Genomic DNA, 5,545 nt, shown 5'->3' on the forward strand with positions numbered 1-5,545 from the left:
GGGGGCCCAGGTGGCCCGCCGCCGTCGCGCCCGCCGGGCGCCGGCCTGCCGCCGACCGCCATCCGCGCGCCGGCCGTCGCGCTGGAAGCCGAGAACGTCACGGCGACGCGGCGTGCCGAGATCGCCGAGGAGGAAGCACGACTGGCTGCGCTGCGCACGGCGCGCCAGCGGCTGGAGGAGGAGGTCGCGGCGCTTCGCCTGGAAGCGGAGGAACGGCGCCGCACGGTGCCAGGCCGGAAGGCCGTGCCCGACAACCTCGCGAGCGGACCCGGCTTGCCGCTCCCGCCCACGGCCAGTGGCGGCACCGCCGTTGCCATTCCGGCCGTCACACCGCCGCCCGCCCCGCCACCGCCGGAGCCTGCGCCGCGCGGCCTCCGCGTCTTCGTGCATCACCGCGCCAATTCGCCGCCCGGTGCCGCCGCCGCCGAGGAGACGGCACAGGCCCTGCGTGGCGCCGGCTTCGAGGTGACGGCGGTGCGCGCCGCGCCCTTCGTGCCCTCGACGCCCGTGGTGCGCTATTTCCACGAGGAGGACCAGGCGGCCGCCGCGCGCCTGGCGGGCAGGCTCGGCCGCGGCTGGGCCATCCAGGATTTCCGCGCCTTCCTGCCCCAGCCACCGCCGCAGACCCTGGAAGTCTGGCTGCCGGCGAACTGACTGCGCGCCGGCGTCACGCCTTGCTGTAGGCGTCCGCGCCGTCGAAGCGCTGCAGCTTCTCGATGTGCATCCAGTTGTGCTGGCGGCCGATGCGCTGCAGCAGGTCGGTGATCTCGGCGATGCCGTTGCCCTTCGGTGGCTCCTTGAACATGAAGCGCGCGCGGAAATGGTCCACGAGGAAGGTGTTGCCGCCGAGATCTGGCCAGACCTGGGCGCCGCGGGAGGAGATCATCTCGAGCGTGAAGGCGGAGCCTTCCGCCGCGGCGGCCAGCGTGATGCCGATGGCGCGCGGGTCGCGCTCGGACTCCACGAAGACGTCCACGCCGACCAGCTCGCGCGTCGTCGCCGCGCGGTACCAGGTGATCGCCGGCCACTTCTTCATCGCGATGGACCGGTACTCGCGCACCGGCACCTTCTCGCTCTGCCGGCCCAGATTCGCGATCACGCGGTCCACGAAGGCGCCGGTCGAGCCGCCCTGGCCGGCGGGCGCGATGTCGCCCGTCAGGTCCTTGCCCTCCTCCAGCGTGACATAGAGCGCGTGCTCCACCGTCGACGCGGTGGCGAAGTCGCCGATGTGGCGCAGCATCATCACGGCCGAGAGCAGCAGCGCCGTCGGGTTCGCCAGGCCCTTGCCGGCGATCTGCGGGGCGGAGCCGTGCACCGCCTCGAACATCGCGACCTGGTCGCCGAGATTGGCCGAAGGCGCGACGCCGAGGCCGCCGACCAGCCCCGCCGCGAGGTCCGACAGGATGTCGCCGTTCATGTTGGTCATGACGGTGACGTCGAACTGCTCTGGCCGGATGACCATCTGGTGCGCGCAGTTGTCCACGATCATGTGCTCGTGGACGAGGTCCGGGTACTCCTTCAGTACCTGCTCGCCGACGCGCTTCATCATGCCCTCGGTGAGCTTCATGATGTTCGCCTTGGTCGAGACGGTGACCTTCTTCCGCCCCTCGGCCTGCGCCAGCGCCGCGGCGAGGCGGACAATGCGCTCGCAGCCGACCTCGGTGATCAGCTTCAGCGTCTGCGCGACACCCGGCGTCTGCATGTGCTCGACGCCGGCATAGACGTCCTCGACGTTCTCGCGCACCACGACGAAGTCGATGCCGCGCCCGGTGAAGGGCGTGCGGATGCCGGGCAGTTCCCGCACCGGGCGGATGTTGCCGTACATCTCGAAGATCTTGCGCAGGGTGACGTTGGCCGACTTCTCGCCATAGCCGACCGGCGTCTCGAGCGGGCCCTTCAGCGCCACGCCGTTGCGCGCGATGGAATCCAGCGTCTCCTGCGGCGCACCGGAGGAGATGCCCTTGCGGAAGGCTTCGGCGCCGGCCAGCGCCTCCTCCCACTCCAGCCGCGCGCCGGCGGCGGCGAGGATCTGCTGCGTGGCGCGCATCACCTCTGGCCCGATGCCGTCGCCGGCAATGGCGGTGACGCGGGTGCGCGCGGTGGTGTCTGCGGGGGTGGCGTCCATCCGGGGCCCTCTTTGGCTCAGCCTTCCTCGCGCCGCCCTATACGCATGTTGCAATGCAAAATCGATTGGCGTGACCTTCACGCGAGCCGCCGCACCGTCCTCGTCGGGCCGCGTTCTCCGGGGCACCAAGATGGAGAGCCATCCATGCGTCCCGCCCTGACGATGCTTCTTCTGCTCGGCGCGTGGCCGGTCCTGGCGCAGGGCCTCGGCCCGCTGATCGTGGAGGGCAACGCGCTGTCGCGCACCATCGACTGCGCCGGGCGCGACGTGGTGGTGCGCGGCGAGCGCAACCAGCTCGCCTTCACCGGCGGCTGTCGCAGCCTGGAGGTGCAGGGCGGGACCAGCGAGATCCGGGCGGAACTTGCACCCGGCGCCCGCGTCAGCCTGCGCGGGGACACGCTGGACCTGCGCTGGGCTCTGCTTGGCGACGGGCCCCTGCCGCGCATCGCGACCGATGGCCGGCAGATCCGCGTGGAGCAGGTGTCCGCCACACCGACGCCGAAGGGTGCTCAGCTGACCCGCCGGGAGACCGCGCGCGGCGTCGCGCTGAACCTTTCGGGCGACGTGCTGTTCCCCTCCGGCGCCGATCGGCTGCGGCCGGAAGCCGCCGAAGGCCTGGCGGAGGTGGCGGAGCTGATCCGTACGCTGCGGCCGCAGGCGCTGCGCATCGTCGGGCACACCGACTCCGTGGGTGACGCGGCGATGAACCGTGACCTGTCGCTGCGTCGCGCGCGATCCGTTCAGCGCTGGCTGGAGGAGCGGGTCGGCCAGGCGGCGATGCCGGCCGTGGTGGTCGAGGGTCGCGGTGAGGTCGATCCCGTCGCGCCGAACGAGACGGAGCAGGGCCGCGCGCTCAACCGGCGGGTGGAGTTCCTGCTGGAACGCTGAGGATGCGATTGGCCGGCCGGACGGCGCCGTTGCCGCCCTGCGGCGGCATGTGCAGCGGGCCGGTCGCCGCAGGGCGCCGGCCCATGCTCCAGTTCGGCGCCATGCGCACCTCGGGGTTGGGAACGGCCCGGCAGGTGCCGTCCGCGTCCAGGAAAACCACCCACATCAGGTGGGTCTCGGGTCCGTAGTCGATGACGAAATGCGCCAGCCCCGCGCCCCGGGGCGTCGTCATCGGCAGCGGCGGGTCGAGCTGGAGCATCATGATGCGCCCCGAACGTCACCCGCAGCGTCCGGTTCAGTGGGCCGCCAGTCCCTCGCGGCTGCCGATCAGCCTCTCCCGCACGCGCGCGGACAGCAGGTCGATCAGCGCGACGGTGACGAGCAGCAGGATGATGATGAAGGCCACCTCGTCCCAGGCACGAATGCGGATGCGTTCCGCGATGGACAGCCCGATGCCGCCGGCGCCGACGATGCCGAGGACGGAGGCGGAGCGCGTGTTGCTCTCCACGAAATACAGCGCCTGCGCCAGCATCACCGGGAAGACCTGCGGCAGCAGGCCGAACCGAACGACCAGCGACGGCCGCGCGCCGACGGCGCGGACGCCTTCCACCTGCCGCCTCTCCGCATTCTCGATCGCCTCGGCGTAGAGCTTCGCCAGCACCGCGATGTCGGCCACCGCGATGGCCAGCACGCCGGCCAGCGGGCCGAGGCCGACGGCGCGGACGAAGACCAGCGCCCAGATCAGCTGGTCCACGCCGCGGAAGCCGTCGAAGACCCGGCGCAGCGAGAAGTGGAACAGCGCGTTGGTCACCACGTTGCCGGCGCCGAGGAAGCCCAGTGGCACGGCCAGCAGCGCGGCGACGAAGGTGCCGAGGAAGGCCATCGCGACGGTCTGCGCCAGCGACAGCGCGATCTCGTCCCAGTGCTCGCCGGGCGAAGGCGGGATCATCAGCCCGACGATCACGCCGAGATTGCCCATCCCGTTGGCGATGCGCTGCGGCGTGATGTCGAACACCCAGCAGCAGGCGGCGATCCAGGCGATCAGCGCAAGCCACAGGCCCCAGCGCAGCAGGCGCCTGGGCAGCGGGTCGGCGAAGGCGGCCGGCACCCGCGCGCGCGCCAGCGCGACCTGCTCCGGCGTCATGCGCGGCCCCCGTCGGTCAGGCCCCGGCGCAGCCGCTCGGAGCCGAGGTCGATCAGCGCGACGGTCAGCACGATCAGCACCACGATGGCGCTGATCTCCTCGTAGTAGTTCTGCGCGATGACGGCGTAGAGCTCCTGCCCGATGCCGCCGGCGCCGACGAAGCCGATCACGCTGGCGCCGCGCACATTGATCTCGAAGCGCAGGATCGCGTAGCTGAGCAGGTTGGGCGCGACCTGCGGCAGGATGCCGAAGCGCATCTGCTGCACCCAGTTGCCGCCGGCGCATTTCACGCCGTCCGCCGCGCCGAGGTCGGCGTTCTCGATCACCTCGGCGAAGAGCTTGCCCAGCGCGCCGATGGAATGGATGGCGATGGCCAGGATGCCCGCCAGCGGCCCGACGCCGAAGGCCCACACGAAGATCAGCGCATAGACGATCTCCGGCACGGTGCGGCAGGCTTCGAGGAAGCGCCGCACGCCCGCCGCCAACCAGGGCCGCGTCGCCACGTTGCGAGCCGCCAGGAAGGACAGCGCGAAGGCGATGACGGCGCCGATCAGCGTGGCGAAGGCGGCGATGTTCGCCGTCTCCAGCAGCAGCAGCGCCCACTGGTCCAGCCGGTAGAACCAGTAGGCGATCGAGCCTTCCTGCCGCGGGCCGGCGAAGAGGTGCTGCCAGCGCAGGTCCGGCAGGGTCTGCGCGAAATACTCGCCGAAGCGCGGCAGGCCGTCCGCCAGGCGGGCCGGGCTGACCTCGCTGACCCAGGCGGCGACGAGCAGCGCGACCAGCAGCAGCCCGCCATACAGCAGTGTCGCGCGGCGGCGCTGCGCAAGCAGCTCCGACCGCCGCCGTTCGAAGGCGACGACGATGGGGGAGGCGAGCGTCGCGGAGCTCATCGCTGTCGTCGGGCGGCGGCTTCCTGGCGTGCCATGGCGAGGATCGGCTCGTACATCGCATGCGTCGCCAGCGCGTAGCCCGCGCCGCCACCGCGCTCGATCTGCTCGTAGATGCGGGGATGGGCCGAGGGCAGCGCCATGTGGAAGGCGCGCATGTCGTCCTTGAAGGATTGCGGCAGGTCGGCCCGCGCGGCGATCATCCCGCCGGGGATCGGGCGGGAACGCCAGATGATGCGGATGTCCGACATGCGCAGCATCCCCTTGTCCACCATCAGGCGGAAGTTGCCGCGGGTGAAGCCCTGGCTCTCCTCGCCGAGCGCGGAGCTGGCGGTGACGCCGGCGTCGTACTGGCGGTTCAGCACCGCGACGATCGCCTGCTCGTGCCCGCCGGCGAAGCCGGTGCGGCTGAAGAAGGTGTCGATGTTGATGCCGGCCTCGCGCAGCTCGCTGCGCGGCACCAGGAAGCCGGAGGTGGAGTTCGGGTCGGCCCAGGCCAGG

Annotated in this window: 7 protein-coding genes; 2 read left to right on the top strand and 5 right to left on the bottom strand. The window is 71.7% G+C overall.

Annotation, left to right across the window (positions count from 1 at the left end):
• Window positions 1–654 (top strand): LytR C-terminal domain-containing protein (locus OZN99_RS24165; protein ID WP_408611920.1); only part of this gene is annotated, 654 nt, incomplete at its 5' end.
• Between the two features lie 13 nt (window positions 655–667).
• On the opposite strand, the gene OZN99_RS24170 is transcribed toward OZN99_RS24165, so the two are convergent.
• Window positions 668–2,125 (bottom strand): NADP-dependent isocitrate dehydrogenase, encoded by a 1,458-nt coding sequence (locus OZN99_RS24170; protein ID WP_270937803.1) that lies wholly within the window; start codon window positions 2,123–2,125, stop codon window positions 668–670.
• Window positions 2,126–2,269: 144 nt separating this feature from the next.
• On the opposite strand from OZN99_RS24170, the gene OZN99_RS24175 reads away from it, so the two are divergent.
• A complete protein-coding gene (locus OZN99_RS24175) occupies window positions 2,270–3,013 on the top strand; it encodes an OmpA family protein (protein ID WP_270937804.1) in 744 nt (247 codons plus the stop codon).
• Here OZN99_RS24175 and OZN99_RS24180 read toward each other — a convergent pair.
• The 4 genes from OZN99_RS24180 to OZN99_RS24195 all read right to left on the bottom strand — a co-directional run.
• Window positions 2,979–3,275 (bottom strand): hypothetical protein, encoded by a 297-nt coding sequence (locus tag OZN99_RS24180; protein ID WP_270937805.1) that lies wholly within the window; start codon window positions 3,273–3,275, stop codon window positions 2,979–2,981. The genes OZN99_RS24175 and OZN99_RS24180 overlap by 35 nt on opposite strands.
• Before the next feature lie 33 nt (window positions 3,276–3,308).
• Window positions 3,309–4,157, bottom strand: coding sequence for a phosphonate ABC transporter, permease protein PhnE (phnE, locus tag OZN99_RS24185; protein ID WP_270937806.1), 849 nt, complete (start codon window positions 4,155–4,157; stop codon window positions 3,309–3,311).
• The gene (phnE, locus tag OZN99_RS24190) at window positions 4,154–5,047 is read right to left on the bottom strand and encodes a phosphonate ABC transporter, permease protein PhnE (RefSeq protein ID WP_270937807.1); all 894 of its coding nucleotides are present in this window, start codon (window positions 5,045–5,047) and stop codon (window positions 4,154–4,156) included. Before phnE (OZN99_RS24190) ends, phnE (OZN99_RS24185) begins: the two co-directional genes overlap by 4 nt.
• The coding region (locus OZN99_RS24195) for a PhnD/SsuA/transferrin family substrate-binding protein (RefSeq protein WP_270937808.1) at window positions 5,044–5,545 on the bottom strand (502 nt) is incomplete at its 5' end. The genes OZN99_RS24195 and phnE (OZN99_RS24190), both read right to left, overlap by 4 nt.

Source organism: Falsiroseomonas oryzae (genome assembly GCF_027856955.1).
Lineage (GTDB): Bacteria > Pseudomonadota > Alphaproteobacteria > Acetobacterales > Acetobacteraceae > Falsiroseomonas > Falsiroseomonas oryzae.